Source organism: Capnocytophaga sputigena (assembly GCF_002302495.1).
GTDB classification, from domain to species: domain Bacteria; phylum Bacteroidota; class Bacteroidia; order Flavobacteriales; family Flavobacteriaceae; genus Capnocytophaga; species Capnocytophaga sputigena.
On the sequence record NZ_CP022379.1, the window covers coordinates 191,648 to 211,421 of the forward strand.

A 19,774-nucleotide genomic window follows, 5' to 3' on the forward strand; every position below is an offset into this window, starting at 1 on the left:
GATTAATTCGACAAATCTACACTATAATTACTTGGTTCAAAAGTTACTGAAACGTGTTCTTGTAAGGAAGTAGATAATGAAATACCTTTAAAATCAGCTTTTATAGGATAATCTTTATGATTGCGATTCACTAACACTGCTGTTGTAATTCGTTTTAAAGGTACTTCTAAGAAGTGTTTCACTCCATAGATAAGTGTACGCCCTGAATTGAGCACATCATCTACCACTATCACTGCTTTATCAGTATATTGTTCAGCAGGAATAGAAATCGTAGTACCTATCAATGGATTCTTTTTATCCATTATAATTTGGCATAAAACCACTTTTAAAGGTGAAATACCTGCCAATGCTACTGCAAGTTTCTCTGCAAATACATATCCATTGCCATTGATACCTGCTAACACGATTTCCTCTTCATTAAGATGTGTTTCATAAATTTGATAAGCAATGCGCCTTATCTTGTGTTCAATATCAGCGTGATTTAATATTTGTGTCATATACATATAATTTATTAAACGCGACAAAGTTACAAACTATTTCCATAAAAAGCAAGATTTTTTATTTGAACTTCTATCATTTATCATTTATTTTGTACATTTGCCTCACCAATTATTTATCATTATGTTTATAACAGAACGTCTTCTAACTTTAGCTGATATTCCTTACCGCGATTTTACAGCTAAACTTATTCCTACCATTGATAAAGAATGTATCATTGGAGTACGAACCCCAGCAATACGCTCTTTAGCTAAAGAATTACTAAAACAACAACCTAAGGAAGCTATGGCTTTCTTGGAAAAATTGCCTCATTATTACTACGAAGAAAATAATCTGCATGCCTTTATCATAGCTCAATTGAAAGATTTTGAAAAAGTAATGCAATACACCACACAATTTTTACCATATATCGACAATTGGGCTACTTGTGATACTTTTGCCCCTAAAATTTTCTTGAAATACCCTGAAGAGGTGTTGAGTTATGTTCAACAATGGCTCAAAAGTAACGAAACTTATACGGTGCGTTATGCTATTGGGGTATTACTCTCTAATTACTTAGATGAGCATTTTAAAACAACTCATTTAGATTGGGTAGCTGCCATACGTTCAGAAGAATATTACATCAATATGATGATAGCGTGGTATTTTGCTACAGCTTTAGCTAAACAATACAAGGCTACTATCCCTTATATAGAAGCTAAAACACTTACGCCTTTTGTACAAAACAAAACCGTACAAAAGGCGAGAGAGAGTATGCGTATTTCAGCTGAAACAAAAGAATATTTACTTGAATTTAAATTGCCAAATTGAAAATTATTCAAACATACTAAACACACAACCTCCATATTTTTTAGAGGTTACAAAGTGAGGTAAATTTGAAAGGTCAGTACGAGAAGAATGTTCTATAATGAGAGTACCATTTTCATTGAGAAAATCTCTTTCAAAAACGAGCTCTGCAATCTCAGTAAATTTTTCTATAGGAAGTTCATAAGGAGGGTCAGCAAAAATTACATCAAAACGCTGTACTGTGCGTTTGAGGTATTCATACACATCAGCTTTGAGCACTGTGATAGGATAGTCAAGTTCACGTGCTGTTTTGTTAATAAACTGCACGCAACCACTATGACTATCCACTGCAATAAGTGAAGGACACCCCCTGCTAGCAAATTCATAACTGATATTTCCTGTACCCGCAAAAAGATCAAGTACCGAAAGTTCATCAAAATAGTAATAGTTGTTAAGAATATTGAACAAAGCCTCCTTAGCAAAATCGGTTGTAGGTCGAACAGGGAGTTTGGCTGGTGCTATTAATTGTTTACCTTTATTTTTTCCTGAAATGATGCGCATTTTTCATTAATTATATCTGGCGACAAAAGTACTAAAAAATACGAATACATACAAATTGCTTGTGCATTCAATAAAAAGTTGTACTTTTACGCCCTCAAAACTATCACTATATGATTGCTTTAAATTTTATATGGAATTCTAATGAGATTCTCACTACTATAAACTTACCTATTGTAGGCTCATTTTCTCTTCGTTATTACAGCTTAATGTTTATCGTCGCTTTTAGCTTGGGGTGGTATCTCACTAAAAAAATATATCTTAATGAAGGTAAAACTGTACAACAGCTTGATACTTTATTTGTCTATACAGCAGTTGCTACCTTAGTAGGTGCACGTTTAGGTGATTGTTTCTTCTACAATTGGGATTATTTCAAAGACCACTTGCTTGAGATTTTTTTGCCTATTAAAGAAAAACCAGGAGGAGGCTGGGAACTCACAGGCTTTTCAGGTTTAGCAAGTCACGGAGCTGCTGTAGGAATTATTATCGCAATGATACTATATGTACGTAAATATAAAGATATCAGTCTATCATGGATATTAGACCGTGTAGTAATTCCTATTACTATTGGAGGAATGTTTGTACGTTTTGGGAATTTTTTCAATTCTGAAATCAATGGTAAAGAAGTAAGTGACACTTTTCCTTTAGGGGTGAAATTTGTACAAGGGGGAGCTATCTCTCCACGCCAAGCAATGGAAATCACTCAACAGTCTGACCCACAATCGGCTTACCAACTCATTGTTCACGACCCACGTTTCTCCGAAATATTAGCCTCCATTCCTTATCAACACCCTGCACAACTATATGAAGCCTTTGGTTATTTCTGTCTGTTTTGGGTATTGTGGTACGTGTATTGGAAAACTAACAAAAAAAATAAACCCTACTTTATTTTCGGTCTTTTCTTAATAGCTTTGTGGAGCATCCGTTTTGCAGTAGAATTTGTAAAAGAAAGTCAAGGAGGATTTGAAAGTTCTTTAGGTTTACTTTCTACAGGTCAATGGCTGAGTATTCCATTTATCATAGCAGGCTTTTATTTACTATTTAGAAAAACACAAAAAGTATAATTATATTCAAAAACAAAAATGCAATTTTTTAGAAAACACTTTGTAACAGTAGCTTTAGCATTAGTTGCCTTAGCTGCAATCGCTCTCATTTTGCCTCGTTTTTTTGGCAGTAATAAAACTGAACAAATCGTAGAGATTACTCCTGATGACATTCAGTTTACTAAAGATGGAGAGCTTTCTATTTTCAAAAATGATTCTCTTATCCAAACCATTGATGTAGAGTTTGCAAAAAATGAAATGGAACGTTCCTTAGGATTGATGTATCGTTCTTCAATGGATGAACATCAAGGAATGTGGTTTATATTCCCTGAAGAAGCTCCACGCTCTTTTTATATGAGAAATACTGAAATTTCTTTGGATATCATCTATTTAGACAAAGATAAGAAGGTAGTAAGTATTGCTAAAAACGCTCGCCCATACGATGAAACCTCTTTACCTTCAGAAAAACCAGCGATGTATGTACTCGAAATTAATGGAGGTTTAGCTGATAAATGGGGAATTGATAAAGGTGATAGGGTAGAAGTAAAATAAACCTTTGCGATGGAAGAAAAAGTAATATTAGTAGACGAACAAGACAACCCTATAGGCTTGATGGAGAAGCTTGAAGCACATCAAAAAGCACTATTGCATAGGGCTTTCTCTGTATTTATACTTAACGATAAAGGGGAGATTATGCTGCAACAAAGAGCTGCTAATAAGTACCATTCACCTAATTTGTGGACAAACACTTGTTGCAGTCATCCACGTGAAGGAGAGACTACTATTGAAGCTGGTAAACGCCGATTACAAGAAGAAATGGGATTTGTTACAGAGCTTAGTGAAGTGTTAAGTTTTATTTACAAAGCCCCTTTTGACAATGGGCTTACTGAACACGAACTCGACCATATTCTTATAGGTTATTACAATAATTCACCTATTATTAACCTTGATGAAGTATCTAGTTGGCGTTGGGAATCTCCCAAAAACATCAAAGCTGATATTACAAAATATCCTCATCAATATACTGAATGGTTTAAAATTATTTTTGATAAATTCTACAATCAGATTAGTCAATAAAAAAGGGGATGAATTAATCATCCCTTTTTTAATAGCTCTATTGCGTGGTTTCGTGCTGAAACTCCACTATTTTTACCTTCTAACATTTCTGATAGTTCAGTAATACGTTCTTCTTCAGTGAGTAATTTCAAATGTGTAGTAGTCTTACCATTCTTATCTTCTTTAAATACTTTAAAATGATAATTCCCTTTAGCAGCTATTTGCGGCAAGTGAGTAATTGCAAATACTTGTCGGTTTTTACTCATTGTTTTCATTATATCACCCATTTTCTGAGAAATTTCTCCAGACACTCCTGTATCTATTTCATCAAACATTATAGTAGGCAAGGCAGTATGCTCTGCCATTATAGCTTTTACTGCTAACATTATACGTGAGAGTTCTCCTCCTGAAGCTACTTTTTTCAAAGTACCAAAATCTCCACCTTTATTAGCTGAAAAAAGGAATGATAACTCATCATTGCCATTAGTAAAGAAACTATCAGTAGTTTTGAGCTCTATAGCAAATTTACCATTTGGCATACCAAGTTCGCGCATAAAGTGTGTGAGTTTCTTATCTAAAGCAGGAATTACCTTTTCACGTGCATTGTGAATCTCGGTAGCTTTTTCTAAAGTAGCAACCCTTTGGGCTTCTACTGCTTTTTGTTGCTGATTGAGATCTATATCTACACTTTCAGTTTTAGATACTGCTTCTTCTAATTCCTTCTGAATTTTAATGAGTTCAGTAATTGTTGTTACTTTGTGTTTCTTTTGGAGTGCGTATATTTTGTTGAGTTGAGCCGATATTTCTTCTAAACTCTCAGGATCAGTTTCTATATTTTCGTCTATATAGGCTATTTCACTGTTCAAATCTTCGAGTTCTAAAAATGCAGATTCTATACGTTCATAGAGCTCTCTGTATTGCTGCTTGTATTCTGTAAGATTAGAAAATGCACGCTTGAGTTCACGTAAGTTATTGAGTATCCCTACTTCCTCATCATTGAGCAACTGTATACTTTCTGTTACACTTTCTTTTATATCTTCTATATTTGAAGCTTCTTGATAACTCTCTTCTAATTCCTCCAGAATGCCTTCTTCTAATGTGACTGATTTAAATTCTTTTAGTTGGTGCAAATTATAATCATATTCCTTAGTTGCATTTTTTTGAAATTCGATAAGTTCTTGTAATTTTTTCTGTTCCTTCTTCAATAATTGATGAAGCTGTGAATATGCTATAAGAAGTGATTGGTCGTCAGCCATAGCATCAATAATTTCAAACTGAAAAGAAGTATCACTCAAGGCTAAAGTTTGATGTTGAGAGTGAATATCTACTAAAAGTTCTCCTAAACGAGAAAGTACTTCTAAAGTAGCAGGGACATCATTTATGAAAGCCCTTGATTTACCTGAAGGGAGTATCTCTCTACGGATAATTGTTTGTGGATCGTAGTCAAGATCTAATTCGTTAAACAACGATTGAAAACTATATTTTTGTAGTGAAAATTCTGCTTCTATTACACATTTTTCTTCTTTATTACGAAGAGAAGCCATATCGGCACGTTTTCCTAAAATAAGAGAGAGAGCATCAAGCATAATTGATTTTCCCGAACCTGTTTCACCAGTAATTATAATAAAACCTTCAGGAAAATCTACTTTCAAGTCATCTATAAGAGCATAGTTTTTTATAGAAAGTGATGTGAGCATAGTCGTTATTTAATTTCTCCCCATTTACTGTTTTGAGTTGGGGCTAATTTTTGTAAGGTTTCTTTTAGTTTTTTAGTATCTACCATTGCCCCTCCTGCAAAAATAGCTGTAATCTCATCAGTTTTTGCATTGAAAAAGAGCGTCATTGCATAAGAATTAAGGCGAAGACTTGGTATTCTATCTAATAACAAGATAGCATTCTGGATTGTTTCTTTAGCTTGTTTTTCATTAGAACTCATTTGGTCTAAGCCTAAGCGATGGTACTGATATAGTGCTTTATGATAATCATCATAATTCTCAGAAATGAGTTCGTTTATAAGTGAAAAACGATTATTTCTACCATTGTCTGTCCATCCTTCATAACCGCTATTTTGTCCTAAATTAGCAATTTGTTTGGCTTTCGTAAAATAGGAATGACCTCCTTTTTCTGAAAAAGTATCACTATCAAAGCCTAACAACAAATAGGCATAGTATGCAACTACTGAAGTAAGATTAGACTCAAAAGAACTTTCATTAAATGAAAGTGGTGCAAATTCTTGATATTCAAAAGATACTTCTTTATCTTGCAAGTTAAAAATAGGTGATTGATAAGCACTATTATACACAGGTCGAGACGATTGTACCAAAAGAGTAGCCTCATAACGTGTATTTTCAAACTTAGTAATCACCAATGTAAAACTACAACGCAAGCGTTCATTTTCACGTACTTTTATATCTGTCCATCGCGTTTGATTGATAAACTCTTGCAATGACTTTTCTAAAGTTTTGAATACTGAACGATTGCTCAAATTCACTTGCTGAGTATTTACTGTCACTATAGCATTAAGCTCTTGTGAATGAGCAAAAACACAACTGAATAATCCGAAAAAGAATAGTATTTTTTTCATCAATTTGTTTTTAATAAGGAATTTCTTCCGTGATTTCAAGTCCGTAGCCTGACATACCTACATAATTTGAAGCATTTTTAGAATTGCTGAGTAAGCGTAATTTGCGAATACCTAAATCATTGAGTATTTGAGCTCCCATACCTATATCTTTAGTGTCTTTATCTATTTGAGGTAGCGGATTCCCTTTTTGATTTTCTTTCATTTGAGCAATATGTTGTAATAGGTTTTGAGAATAGCCCTCTTTATTAATAACTATTACAGCACCTTTGCCTTCCTCATTTATTTTCTTAAAAATCCGTTCTAATGGATTATCTTTATCACCAGCTAAGACTTCTAAAATATCATTGCTAATAAACGAAGCGTGTACACGAGTGAGAACAGCTTCATCGTTTTTCCAAGTACCTTTAGTAAATGCTAAATGGATTTGTTTGTTAGTAGTTTGCTCATAAGCACGCAAGCGAAATTCTCCATAAGGAGTTTGTAATAAAAAGTCTTCTTTTTTTACCACTAAAGTATCTTTGCGCATACGATAGGCAATAAGGTCTTCTATAGATATGATTTTAAGGTCAAACTTTTTAGCTACTTCCACCAATTGAGGCAAGCGAGCCATCGTACCATCTTCATTTAGTATTTCTACTAAAATACCTGCAGGATAAAGTCCAGCTATACGTGTGAGGTCTATAGCAGCTTCAGTGTGTCCTGAACGGCGTAACACACCTCCTTGTTTAGCACGGAGTGGAAATATATGCCCAGGGCGTCCTAAATCAAATGGTTTAGTTTCAGGATTTACTAGTGCTTGGATAGTTTTAGCCCTATCGAAAGCCGAAATACCTGTAGTACAGCCATTTCCTTTTAAATCTACTGATACAGTGAACTGAGTTTCGTGTAGTACAGTATTGTTCTGCACCATCATCGGTAGGTCTAATTCTGCACATCTTTTTTCAGTAAGTGGTGCACATACTAATCCGCGACCGTGAGTAATCATAAAGTTAATCATTTCTGGAGTTACTTTCTCAGCAGCTGCTATAAAGTCCCCTTCATTTTCACGGTTTTCATCATCTACTACAATGATTACTTTTCCTTTTTTTATATCCTCTACAGCTTCTTCTATGCTGTTTAGTTTAAAATTATTCATTTTTTATATAATATATAACTTTAAAAGTTGATAGTGATATGTTTGATTTTAGCACTCTCTTCTATATCATCCTTAGAGATATTATCAGTAAGACTGAAAGCAGTTTTGATTGCAGTTTTATCGAATGTAAAATAGAAATTTTGACCTTTAGGAGTAACAAGCACACTACTGATAGAGGGTTGTATTTCTAAATCAGGATATTTATCCTTCACATCTTTAAAAGTACTTTCTAACGATATGCCTTTTTCGGTAATATACAAAGGAGAGAGTACTAACACACTCTCTATCACTTCTACGCCTTTTTCACTGGTAGTAGGTGTGATTTCAAGAAGTTCTTTTCCTTCTTTACTAAAAATTGTAATGCGCTCAGAACTCGCATAACGCAACTCTCCTTCCACATTAGAATTTACAATTGAATCTTTAGCAAAAATAGAATCTAATTTTTGTATAGGGGTATTTTTTTGAAGTACTCCTATACTATTATTAGTAATTAGAAAATCGTTTTTGCTATTCTTACAAGCAACGAGCCCTATAAAGGCTACAGCGGTGACAATAAGCTTTTTCATTATTTTTTGATGATTTTATTCAATATTCCTAATACACCTCGTATAAAGGTAGCACTTGTTACCATTTTTATTAATGGATTTTGTCCTGAGCGTTTTGCTGGAGCTTTAGAATTGTTGTTAGATGATGTTTTTTCTACTTTTTCTGTCCTATCAGCCTCTTCTTTCGCTACTTTTTGTTTTTGTTCTTCCTCATTAACTTCTTCAATTTTTTTATTGAGTAACTCATAAGCACTTTCTCGGTCAATGACTTCATTGTACTTGCGCACTAGTTCAGAGTTATTTACGAGGTTTTCTATTTCGGTATCGGTAAGTATATCCATTCTACTCATAGGAGCACGCATCATTGTGGCTACCAAAGGTGTAGGGATTCCTTTTTCGTTCAATACAGTTACTAAAGCTTCTCCCGTACCAAGTGTGGTAAGGGTTTCTGTTGTATCATAAAATTCTGATGATGGGTAGTTCTCGGCTACTAACTTAATAGCTTTGCGATCTTTTGCCGTGAAAGCACGAAGTGAGTGTTGTACTTTCATCCCTAATTGTGAAAGGACAGCATCGGGGATATCTGTCGGATTTTGAGTACAAAATATCAATCCTACGCCCTTAGAACGTATGAGTTTTACAATATTTTCTAATTGGTTTAGGAGAGTTTTTGAGGCTTCGTTGAAGATAAGATGTGCTTCATCTATAAAGATAACCAATTTTGGTTTCTCCATATCACCTACTTCTGGGAAAGTAGTGTATATTTCAGCCAACAGACTCAACATAAAGGTAGAGAACATCTTAGGACGATCTTGTATATCAGTAAGTCTAATGATATTTACATAGCCTTCACCTTGGCTATTTGTACGCAACAAATCTTGGGGCTCAAAACTACGTTCTCCAAAGAAGAGCTCTGCACCTTGATGTTCTAACTCTACTAATTTACGTAGGATTGCACTAGTAGAGGTTTTAGAGATAGAACCATATTCTTTTTCAAAACTCGTTTTACCCTCTTCAGTAGCGTATTGAAGTATTTTTTTAAGATCTTTAAGGTCTAAAAGGGGTAATGCGTGGTCATCACAGTATTTAAACACTACCGCAAGTACTCCTTCTTGTATATCACTCAGGTCTAAGATTCGAGAGAGTAATACAGCTCCAAATTCTGAAATGGTAGCACGCATACGCACTCCTTTCTGGGTTGAAATAGTGAGTAATTCAGTAGGAAATGCTTGTGGTTGAAAGTCTAATCCTATTTTGCCTAATCGTTCTAAAATAAAAGGTTTTACTTCACCCGATGCTGCAATTCCACTGAGATCACCTTTCAGGTCCATTAAAAGTACTGGAACGCCTTTTTTGGAAAGATTTTCAGCAATTACTTGTAATGTTTTAGTTTTTCCTGTACCTGTAGCTCCTGCAATAAGCCCGTGGCGGTTTAAAGTTTTTAAAGGTAGTTTTACTAAAGCATTTTCAATAGGTTGCCCTTCATATACTGCTCCACCTAAAGTGATAGCATTGCCTTTAAAAGTATAGCCGTTGGTAATGGTTTCTCTGAAAGATTCTATATTAGTCATTTCGTTTAGTTATCTAAAGTGTTTCAAGCGACAAAGATACATACTTTTATCGAAATATACAAATTTCTCTTATTTTACTCTTGAAAGAGTGATACCATCACGGATGGGTAATAAGACGGTCTCTACACGGGGGTCGTTTTTTATTTTTTTGTTGTATGCCATTAGTGCTTGAGTATGCTTATCGTTGTGTTTTACTTCTTCTACGACCTTACCACTCCACAACACATTATCCGAAAGAATGATGCCTCCTCGGTTCATTTTTTCGATAACCAAATCAAAATAAAGACTGTAGTTTTGCTTATCAGCATCAATAAAAACAAGGTCGAAAGTAGTGTTGAGAGTAGGAATAATATCGGCAGCTTTACCGAGATGTTGTACTATTTGACTTCCATAGCCACTACGGTCAAAAAATTCACGTTGCAAATCAATGAGTTCTTCTTTGATATCAATAGTATGTAATACCCCATTTGCTGATAATCCTTCTGCCAAGCAAAGAGTGGCATAACCTGTATAAGTACCTATTTCCAAAATAACTTTAGGCTGTACTAACTTAGATAACAAACTGAGAAAACGCCCTTGGAAATGCCCACTAATCATTCGCGGTTGAAGTACAGTAAGGTGTGTGCGTTTACTGAGCTCTTGCAATAAAATAGGCTCATTATCAGTATGTTCATTGGCATAATTTTCTAAATCTTCTGATAAAAAGTGCATTAGCGAAATATTTTTTAGGGCAAAGATAGTAATAATATTAGAAAATATTGTAATTTTGGGCGCAAATTCACAACAATATGAAAGCACTTATTATCATTGATGTACAAAATGACTTTATGCCTACAGGATCTTTACCTGTGAAAGAGGGAGATCAAATTATACCTTTTATCAATGCAGAAATGCAGAAAGGTTATGACCTTGTAGTTGCTACTCAGGATTGGCACCCTGCTACCCATAAAAGTTTTGCAAGTCAGCATAAGGGTAAAAAGCCTTTTGATGTAGTTCAGTTAAATGGTATAGAACAAATATTGTGGCCAGATCATTGTGTGCAAGGGACTTTTGGTGCTCAACTACATAAAGACCTTGACATAAGACCTATATCAGCTATTTTTAGAAAAGGAATGAACCCCGAAATAGATAGTTACAGTGCTTTTTTCGACAATAACAAACTTAATAATACAGGTTTGCACGGCTTTTTGCAGGAGAAAGGTATTACAGAACTCGTATTTTGTGGTTTAGCAGGTGATTTTTGTGTGGCTTATAGTGCCAATGATGCTAAATCCTTGGGCTACAAAGTAAGTTTGTTTGACAAAGGAATAAGATCTATTAATTAAGAAATGGCTCAAATAATTTCATATCAGAGAGAAGGTGCAACTGTAAAAGAAGGAATGCAAGTTTCTGTTTTTGATTTTGACTCTGATGAAAATAATAATCCAGATAATCTATTAGCTGATGGTATTGTAGTTTTGAATGAAACAGGAACATATACCAATACGAAATGGCTTATGAAAGTACTTCCTAATGAAAAATATGGGAAATACTATTGGGTATCAGATACTAAAAAGTAAAAAATAAATTGTATAAAATGAAATATATCACCTACATACTATCAGCCTTACTCCTGGCGAGTTGCGAAACTCCTTTTTTTTCATCACCTGAGAAATATGAAACTCCCTTTGAAAATAAAGATGGTTTAAAAAGCTCTTCGTATGAGGAAGTGATTGATTATTACAAACAACTTTCGCAAGACTTTGCTTCTATATCTTTCAAAACAATAGGACAAACTGATAATGGTGTACCCTTGCATTTGGTGATATACAGCCCTGATGCTGAATTTAACTTCAATAAATACCGCAAAGAACGAACAATTATCTTCATCAACAATGCAATTCACGGCAATGAGCCTGATGGTGTGGACGCTACGATGTTGCTTTTCCGTAATTTAGCCCAGAATGAAATCAAACTTTCTGGGAATGTGATGGTAGTAACCATTCCTGCTTATAATATAGGAGGAATGCAAGAAAACAGGAAAGAGAGTGCTGCTCACTATAATTTGGACAACGATTTTATAAAAGCTGATGTAGAAAATACTTTATCTTTCGCTAAAATCTTTCAAGAAGTACAACCCGATATTTTTATAGACAACCAAGTAAGCCGAAAAGAAGAGTATCAATACACTCTTAGCTACTCATTTTCTAACAAACAAAAGTTAGGAGCTTTCTTAGGAGGGTATATTGAAAATGTATTGACACCACACCTTGCTGATACCCTCTTAAATAGAAGCGATATTTTCAAAAAAGATACGCTTCACAAACCTTTTCGACGTTTAATTGTTGATGAAACTATCGGTAGAGCAAACAATGCTATTGGCTATGCTTCACTTTGGAATTGTATAGGTGTTCGCTTGAATACTCACATATTTCAATCATATAAACAACGCGTAGAAGCTAACTATGAAACTATGAAAACTATTATAGAAGTTGTCGACGCTGATAATCAGTACATTAAACAACTAAAAATAAAACAAGCTCAGACTGATGCTAAAGAAGTATCGCCTGAATACTACATAATCCCCAAAGCGTGGCAACAAGTAATTGCACGACTCAACGCTCACAATATAGAAATGAAAGAGCTCACAAAAGATACTTTGATGAATGTAAATTATTATCAAATAGAAGACTTTAAGACTATAACACATCCATTTGAAGGGCATTATTTACATTATGACACCCAAGTGAGTAATCATAAAGAAAAAATACAGCTTTACAAAGGTGATTATATGGTACCTACTTCACAGTTTGCCAAACGATATTTATTAGAAACCTTGGAACCTACTGCTGCTGATTCTTTCTTCAACTGGAACTTTTTTGATAGTATTTTTGGAGAAGGAGTACAAGAAGAAAATAAAATTATTTATCCAATTTACCAAAAAGAGTAATGTGTATTATGAAGAACATAATTAATTATTTTATCTTCTTATGTTGTATCTTACTGATTTCTTCTTGCAAACAAAAATCTAAAGAACTATTGTCGATTGTTATCTCTATATAGATGAAGCAGAGTTAGATAACGCTCCAGATTAATAAAATACAACCTTTAAAATATCTGACTTATATGAAACAATTATTATTTATTTTATGTATTTTACCCACTCTTACTGTAGCACAAAACTTAAGCGTAATGACTTACAACATTCGCTATGACAACAGCTACGATGGTATAAACTCTTGGACAGAAGGCAATAGAAAAGAAAAGGTATTTACCATTATCAATGATGCAAATCCTGATATCTTTGGGGTACAAGAAGCCTTAGTTCATCAGCTTAAATTCTTGGAAGAGCGTTTTCCTACCTATCAGCGTGAAGGTGTGGGACGTGATGATGGTAAAGAAGCTGGTGAACATTCAGCTATCTTCTTTAAAAAAAATTGTTTTATCTTACTTGATAAAGGTAACTTTTGGCTCTCTCAAACACCTGATGTCCCTTCCTTAGGTTGGGATGCTACTTGTTGTAATCGTATCTGTTCTTGGGTGAAACTCAAAGACAAGAAAACAATCTTTTGGGTATTCAATCTTCATTTTGACCACGAAGGCAAAGTAGCTCAAATACAAAGTGCTGACTTGGTTTTACGAAAAATCAAAGAAATTGCAAAAAATGGAAAAGTCATTTTAATGGGTGATTTCAATCTTCCTACTGAACACCCTGCTGTTCAAAAAATAGCATCTCAATTGTACGATACTCAGTTATCACCTACTAATAAAACTCCTAATATGGGTACTTTCAATGCTTTTAAAACTGATGAACCTTTGAAAGGACATATAGATTTTATCTTTGTCCAAAAATCTATCAAAGTAAAACAATACAAAATTATAGAAACCCGCATCGATAGTCTCTATCCCTCTGACCACTTACCTGTATGGGTACAATTACAACTAAAATAAAATAACAAAACGATATGAAACAGTATTTATCCGACCGTATCAACGCTATGGAAGTTTCAGCTACCTTAGGAATGGCAGCTAAAACACGAGAACTCAAAGCTGAAGGCAAGGATATCATTGGTCTTAGTTTAGGAGAACCCGATTTTGATATTCCTGATTTTATAAAAGAAGCCGCTATTGAGGCTATACAGCAAAATTATAGCAAATACACACCTATTGACGGGTATTTAGAGCTGAGAGAGGCAATTTGTGAGAAGTTCAAACGAGACAACAACCTCAATTACAAACCTTCACAAATTGTAGTTTCTACAGGCGCTAAACAATGTCTAGCTAATGTAGCTTTGGCGATGCTCAACCCTGGTGATGAGGTAATTTTTCCTGCACCTTATTGGGTGAGTTATAAAGAAATAGCTAAAATGGCAGGAGGTGTTCCAATAGAAGTTCACACAACCATTGAGAATAACTTCAAGATAACTCCTGCTCAGTTAGAAGCGGCTATTACTTCTAAAACTAAAATGGTATGGTTCAATACCCCTTGTAACCCCAGTGGTTCTATCTACAGCAAAGCCGAATTAGAAGCCCTTGCTGTAGTACTTAGGAAATATCCTCATATTTTCATCCTTTCTGACGAAATTTATGAATACATCAACTTTACCAATGAGAGAGTAACTAGTGTTGCTGAAATCGATAGTCTTTATGAACGTACTATTACTGTAAATGGAATGTCTAAAGCATTTGCAATGACAGGTTGGCGTATAGGTTATATGGGAGCCCCCGAATGGATTTCCAAAGCTTGTGCTAAAGTACAAGGACAAGTAACGAGTGGTACTAATGCCATAGCACAACGAGCTTCTATTGCGGCTTTAAAAGCTCCTAAGAGCAAAATACAATATATGGTAGATGAGTTCAAACGTAGGAGAGACTTAGTATTACAACTTTTAAATGAGATTGAAGGCTTTAAACTCAACATTCCTGAAGGAGCTTTTTATGTGTTTCCAGATATATCATCTTTCTTTGGTAAAACCTTGAGAGGTCGCGTTATAAACAATGCTACTGATTTTTCTTTATATCTATTAGAAGAGGCAATGGTAGCTACTGTTACAGGAGAAGCTTTTGGAGATGCTAATTGCATTCGTTTTTCGTATGCAGCTTCTGAGAAAGATTTGAGAGAAGCTATCCGTCGTATCAAAGAAAGTTTACAATAATTTTGTTTGGCAATTCAATGAAAAGTATTACTTTTGCGCCGTTTCTTAAAAATAAGAACATTTATTCTTTTAAATTCTTACATCAATGGCTATATCAGAGAGTAGAACTATTAAATACTTAAAATCTTTTTATCTAAGAGATTACCTTACTATATTTGTAGGATTAGTATCTTATGCTGTGGGTATTACAGGCTTTATAATGCCTAATGGAATAGTAACAGGAGGTTTAGCAGGTATCTGCCTTATCTTAAATTACAAATTAGGGTTAGATTTTGCTATTACCTATTGGACAATTAATATCTCCCTATTGTTAATAGGTTTTAAAGCAGTGAGCAAACAGTTCACTTACCGAACTTTTATCTCCATATCTATTTTATCAGGATTGATTTGGGCAGGAAAAGAGTATTTAATGCCTTACTTTTTGGAACACCCTCCTTTGAGTGGTGATTTTCTTTCTGTAATTATGGGAGGTTTACTCTGTGGCACGGGTTTAGGTTTAGTATATTCGGCTAATGGAAGTACTGGTGGTACCGATATTATAGGATTTATACTCACTAAATATTGGAATATGAGTATTGCACGTATTCTCTTGGTAGTGGATGTGTGTATTGTATTATCCTCTTTCTTCATTTTAGAACATCAAGACAATTCAATTGAAAAAACTGTTTATGGGCTCATCCTTCTTCCATTGATGTGGCAAATGGTTGAGATTGTTATCAATGGGGCAAGACAATCAGTACAGTTATTTATATTTTCAAAACACTACGATGAAATTGCAAACCATATCAATAGTGAACTAAAGCGTGGTTGTACTATTATCGATGGTATTGGTTGGTACTCTAAATCTTCACAGAAAATAGTGATTGTAATTGCTCGCAGAACAGAAGCTACTTCTATTTTCCGCTTAGTACGTACTATAGACCCTTCAGCGTTTGTAACCAAAACAAATGTTATGGGAGTTTATGGTAATGGCTTTGATAAATTGAAATAATTTTTCCTATTTTCAAGAAAAGTAGTATATTTGCCCACTGAAAAAACAATAACAAATGATTCAGAGAATACAAACAGTTTATATGCTGATAGTTGCAATAGTAGCAGGTCTTCCCGTTCTTTTTGGGTTAGATTGGATCAGAACGATAGTCTTTGCTCTTTCAGCTGTATTAGCTATCTATAGCATATTTAAATATAAGAAAAGAAGTGTTCAGCAGTGGCTCAACTGGCTGAATATACTTATAAATTTTACTTTACTAGGAATATTTGTATATCGAATGCTAAACTCACCTGGAGAAAGCTTTATTTCTGAGAAAGGTGTTGGGGTTTTCGCACCCGTGCTTTCTATCGTTTTTTTGTTTATGGCCAACAAGGCTATCAGACGGGACGAGAAGCTCGTAAAATCTGCAGACCGATTGCGATAGACCTATAATCTTAGTAGTGTTGTGCGTTAAAAAAATCCTAAGTATATAAACTTAGGATTTTTTTATTACCTTTGCACTTTATTCGCTAAATATATAAACAATGAAAAGAACGTATGCTGGAATTCCAGAGGAAAATGCAACACTGGAAAATGCCAAAGTAATGTTAGTAACAGTACCTTATGATGGTACATCTACTTGGGGCAAAGGAGCTGACAAAGGTCCTGAATTATTTTTAGATGCCTCAGAAAATATGGAGTTATACGATATTGAAACTGATACTGAACCTTACCTCAATGGAGTGTATTTAGCAGGTGAAGTAACTGAAAATAGTTCGCCTGAAGCAATGACTCAAGCCGTTTATGAAAAGACCCAAGAACTATTGAAGCACGAAGATAAGCTCTTTACTCTTTTTGGTGGGGAACACTCTGTGTCTATTGGTTCAATACGGGCTGTAGGTGAGAAATATGAAAAGCTCACAGTTTTGCAACTTGATGCCCATACTGATTTGCGTCCTGAATATCATGGTTCTACTTCTAATCACGCTTGTGCTGTGTTTGAAGCGAACCAAAAGCACAAATTGGTACAAGTAGGTATCCGCTCAATGGATGCAGAAGAAAAACAATATTTGCCTAAAGGTCGTGTGTTCTTTGCTCACGAAATTGCTAAAAATAACAATTGGATAGATGATGTATTAGACAAAGTATCTGGTAATGTATATATCACTATTGACTTAGATGCTTTTGATCCAGCAATAGCACCTTCAACAGGAACTCCTGAACCAGGTGGTTTACAATGGTATCCTACGCTCAAACTCTTGCGTAAAGTGTTTAAAAAATGTAATGTAGTAGCATTTGATATTGTAGAACTAATGGATAGTCCGCAAGCAAAACCAACAGCTTTTTTAGCTGCAAAACTCTATTACAAAATGTTAGCTTATTATTTTAAATATAACAAGAAAAAAGGTGTCTCATAACGACACCTTTTTTTATTCATTTATTATAGTGAGTTTCGCAAAACGCAATAGTATATTTTTCAGTCCTCCTGACTCAAAATTAACTTGTGCTTTTTTATCATTGCCTACTCCTTCAAGAGCTTTGATGATTCCCTTTCCGAAACGTTCGTGATAAACAGTTGTTCCTACTTCTAATTCGTTGTAGATACTTCTATTAGGTGAAGCATTTTGTATACTATTCACAGGTTTAAGCTTGCGTAATCGCTGTTGTTCATCACCCGTAGGGGCATTTTTAGAAGGAGGAGTACCACTGATAGGCTTTTGTAAACGCAATTTACTCTTATCTACTTCACCAAAAATATCTCTATCTATCAAAGGTTTATAACGATAGTTAGGATTAGACAAAGTATGTGTAAGGTAATGTAAGTAACGTTCATCTATTTCCTCTATAAACCTACTTGGTTCAGTATCTGATAAATTTCCAAAACGATAGCGTCTTTCAGCATAGGTGAGATAAGCTTGTTTTTCAGCACGTGTAAGCGCCACATAAAACAAGCGACGTTCTTCTTCTAATTCATCACGTGATTGTATACTTTTTGCCAAAGGAAAAAGATCTTCTTCCATCCCCACTATATATACATACGGAAACTCCAAGCCTTTAGCTAAGTGAATCGTCATTAAGGCTACTCGATCGTCATCTCCTATCTCTTTATCGCTATCCGTAGCTAAAGACACATCTTCCAAATATTCAGCTAAACTACCTGTACTATCGGCTACATCTTCTTGTCCAATCACAAAGTCTTTCATACCATTAAGCATCTCCTCTATGTTTTCCATTTTAGCGATACCCTCAGGAGTTCCATCTTTTTTAAATTCTTGCAATAAACCTGTTTTTTTAGCTACTTGTTCTGCTACCTCAAATACATTCGATCGCTGATTGAGTGCTTGCAAGTTGAGTATCATTACCACAAAATCTGTGAGTTTTTGCTTGGTTGTACTATTAATATGTAATTCAGGTAACTTATTCACATTGTACATTATCTCAAAGATAGACTTCTTATAGTGATTAGCTGCCAATGTAAGTTTCTCCATTGTAGTTTCTCCAATACCACGAGCTGGAAAATTGATAATGCGTACCAATGCTTCTTCATCATTAGGATTGATAATCAAACGCAAATAAGCAAGCATATCTTTAATTTCTTTGCGTTGGTAGAATGAAAGTCCTCCATAAATGCGATAAGGTATATCACGTTTTCTAAGAGCATCTTCTATAGCACGCGATTGTGAATTGGTTCGATAAAGTACAGCAAATTTCCCATTAGCTAACTGGTGCTGCATCTTATTTTCAAAGATAGAACTCGCTACAAAACGTCCTTCATCGGCATCAGTAGGACTGCGATGTACTTTGATAAGCTCTCCCATCTCATTTTCAGTGAATACTACCTTATCTAACCGTACTTTGTTGTGTTCAATTACACTGTTAGCTGCTTCCACTATATTTTTAGTAGAGCGGTAGTTCTGTTCCAATTTATATTCTTTAGCTTCAGGATAATCACTTTTAAAATTCAGTATATTATTGATATTTGCCCCACGGAAAGCATAAATACTTTGAGCATCATCACCTACCACACAAATATTGTGAAAACGGTCAGCGAGAGCTTTTACAATAAGATACTGAGAGTGGTTTGTATCTTGATACTCATCTACAAGTATGTACTGAAAGCGATTTTGGTATTTAGCTAATACTTCAGGGTATACATTCAGCAATTCATTTGTCTTCAGCAGTAAATCATCAAAGTCCATTGCTCCTGCTTTAAAACATCTTTCTACATACTCCTGATAGATTTCTCCAAAACGCGGTTGCTTCCTAATAGCATCGTTTTCTACAAGTTCAGGATTATTGAAATAAGCTCGTACTGTAATAAGATTATTTTTTAAAGAAGAAATGCGTTGTTGTATTTGTTTGTATTTGTATACATCTTTATCCAACTCTTTTTCTTTAATAATTCCATTAATAAGTCGTTGAGAGTCTTGTGTATCATAGATAGTAAAGTTCTGAGGATAGCCTAATTTATCAGCTTCAAAACGCAATATTTTAGCAAATACAGAGTGAAAAGTACCCATCCATAGATTCTTAGCCTCGCTATTGCCCACAATATCCGCAATACGTTTTTTCATTTCGTTAGCCGCTTTATTAGTAAAGGTAAGTGCAAGTATATGAAAAGCATCTACTCCTTGTCGCATTAGGTTAGCAATACGATAAGTAAGTACACGAGTTTTGCCTGAACCTGCTCCAGCAATTACAATAATAGGACCTTCTTTCTGAAGTACTGCTGCACGTTGTGGTGCATTAAGCCTATTGAGTTCCTTTTCAAATGTATCCATAAATAGTGTGTTTTTAAGGGCGCAAAGGTAGCGATAATTTAGCAATTAGACAATTTCGGAACTGATAGTAATTTTGCTTCTCTCATAATTATTTAGTACTTTTGCAGCCTA

At 34.6% G+C, this 19,774-nt stretch carries 21 protein-coding genes; 12 read left to right on the forward strand and 9 right to left on the reverse strand.

The window, feature by feature from the left end:
• Positions 1-2 precede the first annotated feature (2 nt).
• Positions 3-497 (reverse strand): phosphoribosyltransferase family protein, encoded by a 495-nt coding sequence (locus CGC57_RS00870; protein WP_040361110.1) that lies wholly within the window; start codon positions 495-497, stop codon positions 3-5.
• A 124-nt stretch (positions 498-621) separates the two neighbouring features.
• On the opposite strand from CGC57_RS00870, the gene CGC57_RS00875 reads away from it, so the two are divergent.
• Complete coding sequence (locus tag CGC57_RS00875; RefSeq protein WP_095897587.1) at positions 622-1,308, forward strand: DNA alkylation repair protein; 687 nt, start codon at positions 622-624, stop codon at positions 1,306-1,308.
• 3 nt (positions 1,309-1,311) lie between these two features.
• On the opposite strand, the gene CGC57_RS00880 is transcribed toward CGC57_RS00875, so the two are convergent.
• Positions 1,312-1,845: an RsmD family RNA methyltransferase gene (locus tag CGC57_RS00880; RefSeq protein WP_009751137.1), complete on the reverse strand. Its 534-nt coding sequence runs from the start codon at positions 1,843-1,845 to the stop codon at positions 1,312-1,314.
• 110 nt (positions 1,846-1,955) lie between these two features.
• Here CGC57_RS00880 and lgt point away from each other — a divergent pair, with 110 nt between their 5' ends.
• From lgt to idi, 3 genes are read left to right on the forward strand one after another with little or no spacing between them, the layout of a single operon-like run.
• Positions 1,956-2,906: a prolipoprotein diacylglyceryl transferase gene (gene lgt / locus CGC57_RS00885; RefSeq protein WP_095897588.1), complete on the forward strand. Its 951-nt coding sequence runs from the start codon at positions 1,956-1,958 to the stop codon at positions 2,904-2,906.
• An 18-nt stretch (positions 2,907-2,924) separates the two neighbouring features.
• Complete coding sequence (locus tag CGC57_RS00890) at positions 2,925-3,437, forward strand: DUF192 domain-containing protein (protein WP_002679015.1); 513 nt, start codon at positions 2,925-2,927, stop codon at positions 3,435-3,437.
• 9 nt (positions 3,438-3,446) lie between these two features.
• Positions 3,447-3,962 carry an isopentenyl-diphosphate Delta-isomerase gene (gene idi, locus CGC57_RS00895; RefSeq protein ID WP_002679064.1) on the forward strand — a complete coding sequence of 172 codons (516 nt, stop codon included), beginning with the start codon at positions 3,447-3,449 and terminating at the stop codon, positions 3,960-3,962.
• A 17-nt stretch (positions 3,963-3,979) separates the two neighbouring features.
• Here the strand turns inward: idi and recN are convergent, their stop codons facing one another.
• The 6 genes from recN to CGC57_RS00925 form a co-directional block, all read right to left on the reverse strand.
• Positions 3,980-5,638, reverse strand: a complete 1,659-nt coding sequence (recN, locus tag CGC57_RS00900; protein WP_002679048.1) for a DNA repair protein RecN — start codon at positions 5,636-5,638, stop codon at positions 3,980-3,982.
• A gap of 5 nt (positions 5,639-5,643) precedes the next feature.
• Positions 5,644-6,525, reverse strand: coding sequence for a type IX secretion system protein PorD (porD, locus tag CGC57_RS00905; protein ID WP_002679074.1), 882 nt, complete (start codon positions 6,523-6,525; stop codon positions 5,644-5,646).
• Positions 6,526-6,535: 10 nt separating this feature from the next.
• A complete protein-coding gene (gene ribB, locus CGC57_RS00910) occupies positions 6,536-7,660 on the reverse strand; it encodes a 3,4-dihydroxy-2-butanone-4-phosphate synthase (RefSeq protein WP_095897589.1) in 1,125 nt (374 codons plus the stop codon).
• Between the two features lie 20 nt (positions 7,661-7,680).
• Positions 7,681-8,226, reverse strand: a complete 546-nt coding sequence (locus CGC57_RS00915; protein WP_095897590.1) for a hypothetical protein — start codon at positions 8,224-8,226, stop codon at positions 7,681-7,683.
• Positions 8,226-9,776, reverse strand: a complete 1,551-nt coding sequence (locus CGC57_RS00920; protein WP_095897591.1) for a helicase HerA-like domain-containing protein — start codon at positions 9,774-9,776, stop codon at positions 8,226-8,228. The genes CGC57_RS00915 and CGC57_RS00920 overlap by 1 nt, the downstream gene beginning before the upstream one ends.
• Positions 9,777-9,845: 69 nt before the next feature.
• Complete coding sequence (locus CGC57_RS00925; protein ID WP_095897592.1) at positions 9,846-10,487, reverse strand: O-methyltransferase; 642 nt, start codon at positions 10,485-10,487, stop codon at positions 9,846-9,848.
• Between the two features lie 77 nt (positions 10,488-10,564).
• Here CGC57_RS00925 and pncA point away from each other — a divergent pair, with 77 nt between their 5' ends.
• The 8 genes from pncA to speB all read left to right on the forward strand — a co-directional run bounded on the left by pncA (position 10,565) and on the right by speB (position 17,299).
• Entirely contained in the window at positions 10,565-11,101 is a 537-nt protein-coding gene (gene pncA / locus CGC57_RS00930) for a bifunctional nicotinamidase/pyrazinamidase (RefSeq protein ID WP_095897593.1), read from the forward strand.
• A 3-nt stretch (positions 11,102-11,104) separates the two neighbouring features.
• Entirely contained in the window at positions 11,105-11,335 is a 231-nt protein-coding gene (locus CGC57_RS00935) for a hypothetical protein (protein WP_095897594.1), read from the forward strand.
• A 17-nt stretch (positions 11,336-11,352) separates the two neighbouring features.
• On the forward strand, positions 11,353-12,705 hold the full coding sequence (locus CGC57_RS00940; protein ID WP_095897595.1) for a M14 family zinc carboxypeptidase: 1,353 nt from the start codon (positions 11,353-11,355) through the stop codon (positions 12,703-12,705).
• A 176-nt stretch (positions 12,706-12,881) separates the two neighbouring features.
• Positions 12,882-13,706: an endonuclease/exonuclease/phosphatase family protein gene (locus CGC57_RS00945; RefSeq protein ID WP_095897596.1), complete on the forward strand. Its 825-nt coding sequence runs from the start codon at positions 12,882-12,884 to the stop codon at positions 13,704-13,706.
• A gap of 14 nt (positions 13,707-13,720) precedes the next feature.
• Complete coding sequence (locus CGC57_RS00950; protein WP_002679182.1) at positions 13,721-14,911, forward strand: pyridoxal phosphate-dependent aminotransferase; 1,191 nt, start codon at positions 13,721-13,723, stop codon at positions 14,909-14,911.
• An 85-nt stretch (positions 14,912-14,996) separates the two neighbouring features.
• The gene (locus CGC57_RS00955; RefSeq protein ID WP_002679038.1) at positions 14,997-15,902 is read left to right on the forward strand and encodes a YitT family protein; all 906 of its coding nucleotides are present in this window, start codon (positions 14,997-14,999) and stop codon (positions 15,900-15,902) included.
• Positions 15,903-15,957: 55 nt separating this feature from the next.
• Positions 15,958-16,326 (forward strand): DUF4293 domain-containing protein, encoded by a 369-nt coding sequence (locus CGC57_RS00960; protein ID WP_040361118.1) that lies wholly within the window; start codon positions 15,958-15,960, stop codon positions 16,324-16,326.
• A 100-nt stretch (positions 16,327-16,426) separates the two neighbouring features.
• Positions 16,427-17,299, forward strand: a complete 873-nt coding sequence (speB, locus tag CGC57_RS00965) for an agmatinase (RefSeq protein WP_002678964.1) — start codon at positions 16,427-16,429, stop codon at positions 17,297-17,299.
• Positions 17,300-17,311: 12 nt separating this feature from the next.
• On the opposite strand, the gene CGC57_RS00970 is transcribed toward speB, so the two are convergent.
• Entirely contained in the window at positions 17,312-19,663 is a 2,352-nt protein-coding gene (locus CGC57_RS00970; protein WP_095897597.1) for an ATP-dependent helicase, read from the reverse strand.
• Between the last annotated feature and the right edge of the window lie 111 nt (positions 19,664-19,774).

Bases quoted from the DNA above. Each gene is read 5' to 3' on its own strand.
- CGC57_RS00960 (WP_040361118.1), top strand. From the start codon at position 15,958: ATGATTCAGAGAATACAAACAGTTTATATGCTGATAGTTGCAATAGTA.
- CGC57_RS00870 (WP_040361110.1), bottom strand. From the start codon at position 497: ATGACACAAATATTAAATCACGCTGATATTGAACACAAGATAAGGCGC.
- lgt (WP_095897588.1), top strand. From the start codon at position 1,956: ATGATTGCTTTAAATTTTATATGGAATTCTAATGAGATTCTCACTACT.
- CGC57_RS00970 (WP_095897597.1), bottom strand. From the start codon at position 19,663: ATGGATACATTTGAAAAGGAACTCAATAGGCTTAATGCACCACAACGT.
- CGC57_RS00925 (WP_095897592.1), bottom strand. From the start codon at position 10,487: ATGCACTTTTTATCAGAAGATTTAGAAAATTATGCCAATGAACATACT.
- speB (WP_002678964.1), top strand. From the start codon at position 16,427: ATGAAAAGAACGTATGCTGGAATTCCAGAGGAAAATGCAACACTGGAA.
- CGC57_RS00880 (WP_009751137.1), bottom strand. From the start codon at position 1,845: ATGCGCATCATTTCAGGAAAAAATAAAGGTAAACAATTAATAGCACCA.
- CGC57_RS00920 (WP_095897591.1), bottom strand. From the start codon at position 9,776: ATGACTAATATAGAATCTTTCAGAGAAACCATTACCAACGGCTATACT.
- idi (WP_002679064.1), top strand. From the start codon at position 3,447: ATGGAAGAAAAAGTAATATTAGTAGACGAACAAGACAACCCTATAGGC.
- recN (WP_002679048.1), bottom strand. From the start codon at position 5,638: ATGCTCACATCACTTTCTATAAAAAACTATGCTCTTATAGATGACTTG.
- CGC57_RS00950 (WP_002679182.1), top strand. From the start codon at position 13,721: ATGAAACAGTATTTATCCGACCGTATCAACGCTATGGAAGTTTCAGCT.
- CGC57_RS00935 (WP_095897594.1), top strand. From the start codon at position 11,105: ATGGCTCAAATAATTTCATATCAGAGAGAAGGTGCAACTGTAAAAGAA.
- CGC57_RS00915 (WP_095897590.1), bottom strand. From the start codon at position 8,226: ATGAAAAAGCTTATTGTCACCGCTGTAGCCTTTATAGGGCTCGTTGCT.
- CGC57_RS00875 (WP_095897587.1), top strand. From the start codon at position 622: ATGTTTATAACAGAACGTCTTCTAACTTTAGCTGATATTCCTTACCGC.
- CGC57_RS00890 (WP_002679015.1), top strand. From the start codon at position 2,925: ATGCAATTTTTTAGAAAACACTTTGTAACAGTAGCTTTAGCATTAGTT.
- CGC57_RS00945 (WP_095897596.1), top strand. From the start codon at position 12,882: ATGAAACAATTATTATTTATTTTATGTATTTTACCCACTCTTACTGTA.
- CGC57_RS00940 (WP_095897595.1), top strand. From the start codon at position 11,353: ATGAAATATATCACCTACATACTATCAGCCTTACTCCTGGCGAGTTGC.
- pncA (WP_095897593.1), top strand. From the start codon at position 10,565: ATGAAAGCACTTATTATCATTGATGTACAAAATGACTTTATGCCTACA.
- porD (WP_002679074.1), bottom strand. From the start codon at position 6,525: ATGAAAAAAATACTATTCTTTTTCGGATTATTCAGTTGTGTTTTTGCT.
- CGC57_RS00955 (WP_002679038.1), top strand. From the start codon at position 14,997: ATGGCTATATCAGAGAGTAGAACTATTAAATACTTAAAATCTTTTTAT.
- ribB (WP_095897589.1), bottom strand. From the start codon at position 7,660: ATGAATAATTTTAAACTAAACAGCATAGAAGAAGCTGTAGAGGATATA.